At 57.1% G+C, this 2,049-nt stretch carries 2 protein-coding genes and 1 pseudogene; 1 reads left to right on the forward strand and 2 read right to left on the reverse strand.

Annotated elements, in window-relative coordinates; translation table 11 throughout:
- Together HMPREF3107_RS12260 and HMPREF3107_RS12265 are read right to left on the reverse strand one after the other, a co-directional pair.
- Positions 1–263, reverse strand: a pseudogene (locus tag HMPREF3107_RS12260) (hypothetical protein); the annotation flags it as partial.
- Entirely contained in the window at positions 197–1,489 is a 1,293-nt protein-coding gene (locus HMPREF3107_RS12265) for a hypothetical protein (protein WP_246828566.1), read from the reverse strand. The pseudogene HMPREF3107_RS12260 and the gene HMPREF3107_RS12265, both read right to left, overlap by 67 nt.
- Between HMPREF3107_RS12265 and HMPREF3107_RS02125 the strand changes: the two genes are divergently transcribed.
- Positions 1,475–2,049 (forward strand): phage tail sheath subtilisin-like domain-containing protein (locus tag HMPREF3107_RS02125; RefSeq protein WP_246828567.1); only part of this gene is annotated, 575 nt, incomplete at its 3' end. The two genes, HMPREF3107_RS12265 and HMPREF3107_RS02125, sit on opposite strands and share 15 nt — an antisense overlap.

Consider the following 2,049-nt stretch of genomic DNA (forward strand, 5'->3'; position numbering starts at 1 on the left):
GGTTCGCTGCGGGTGCTGGAGAAGAAGACAAATGGCGGCCGCACCATTACCATCAGGCGCAGAAACTCGACCATGCCGAAGTAGGCTGCCTTGCGATAGTTGTCCTGCTGGGTGCAGACGTAGGGCGGGTCGAGCACCAATAACGTGCGCGGGTTGCCGATATGTTGCGGTAGCAGCTCGCGGTAGGATTGGCCGACTATCTCCACACCTTGCAGGTAGTCTTGTGCTTCGGGGTAGTCGCTGAGGCTGATGCAGTTATACATGGTTTTGCGGCATAGCTCGCCCAAATCGGCGGCGGTATTGCCGCTGAACAGCAACCATGAAACCAAGCAGTCGAGGTCGACATAGCCGCCGAAGCTGCGGATGGCGGCCACAATGGCGGCCTTGATTGCCGGCGGCACCGGTTTACCGCTTGGGGGCTTGAAGGGATGTAGCTTTCGCCTACAGGAATAATTTTCTCGCCTACAGGGGAGGCAGGTGGACGAACCTTGGGTGCTTTGGGCACTTTAGGAACAGGATTGCTCCCTGCCCCCATAAGCAAGGCAGTCGAAAAACTTGCCAGCTGCTCATTTGCTTCTCTTTGTTGTTCAGGGGTTCCGTTAATTAAATTATGCCCCCATCGTTGAAGTGAAGATTTCAGCCTTCCATCTGCTACGGATTTTGCCGTATTAAGAAGGATTTCTCCCCTTTCTTGATTATTCTTTACAGCAACTTCACAATAGTTACTTCCTATTGCGCAATGAATACCCATAGCCAAACTTTCGGCGGAGGCATCAACAAGAGACAAACCTCCATCAACAAAATTTCCCACGCCCAGCAAAGCACCACTTAAAGCGGGAGTATCAGGAGCTATTTCACGTGCAGATTTTGCCCCCCTTTCCATAATTCCTTTGAATGCATTCCGAATATCATCGAAAAGAACAGAATTATTCTCCATCGCATTCTGCCCGACCGTTCCGGCAACCTGCGCATCAAACAACGCTCCGTTGCCGCCGTTGGTGCCTTTCAGGCTGCCACCCGCCGCACCGACCACCGAAGCAAGCGCCCCGGTCTGCGCTTTGATCTCTTCTTTGATGTGCTCGGGCAAAAGGTTGGGATTGAATTTTCCGCTTATCGGGTCGATGGCGGTCTTGCCGTCGTCGTATTGTCCGGCCAGATACTCGGCTGCACGTTCGGCGGCAACGGCAGCGCTGCCGCCGGCAAGCGGGTCGGCGCCGTTGGCGTAGGCCAAGGCGGCACCGAGCATAAAGTGGCCGATTGCTTGCGCGGCTTCGTTTTTGTTTTCACCATGGCCGAAGCGCTTGCCGATGGCGGCTGCAGCATACGGCGCCAACGTATTGGCCGCCAGCTGCAGATCCCCCTGGCCGCCCAATGCGCTGGTAATCAGGGTTTCGGCAGCGGTAAGCGCACGGCTTTTGCTGCCGCCTACGCCCCAGCTTCGGGCTTCTTGGTAGGCTTGGGCGTAGGCGGGGGAATGGCCGAAGGCCACGATATTATTGCCTGCGGCATCAGCGATGAGGCCAACTTCATCAAACTGCGCGCACACCTCGAAAAAGTCGGTGCACCCACCGAAAAACGCTGGGCCATTGGTGTGTACGGCCACAGCGGCACCTTGGCCACCGCCACCACCTTGGCCGGCAAACTCAACAACGGCTTTATGCTCTGCGCTTGGTATCGCGGCACACCCAGCCTGCCATGCGAACTGGCGGCAGCTTTTGCATCCGTGATGGCGAGCGAAGAAGACCCCGCCCGCCCGTTGAACACGCTGGCTTTGGAAGGCATCGGCCTGTGCGACAGCAAAGACAAAACCATGCGTACCGAGCAGGAAAACGCGCTCTACAACGGCGTGGCACCGGTGGAAACCAGTCCGGACGGCAGCCGGGCGCAGATTGTGCGGGCGATTACCACCTACACCAAAACCGCCAACGGTACCGCCGACGAGAGCCTGCTGGACGTAACCACCGTGCGCACCCTGATTTACGTGAGCAAAGCCTGCATCCAGCGCGTGGCCTTGCGCTTACCGAGACCAAATCGGCAATCAAAAGCGGT

Origin of the sequence: Neisseria sp. HMSC31F04 (assembly GCF_001807735.1) — a bacterium.
In the GTDB taxonomy this organism is placed as follows: Bacteria; Pseudomonadota; Gammaproteobacteria; order Burkholderiales; family Neisseriaceae; genus Neisseria; species Neisseria elongata.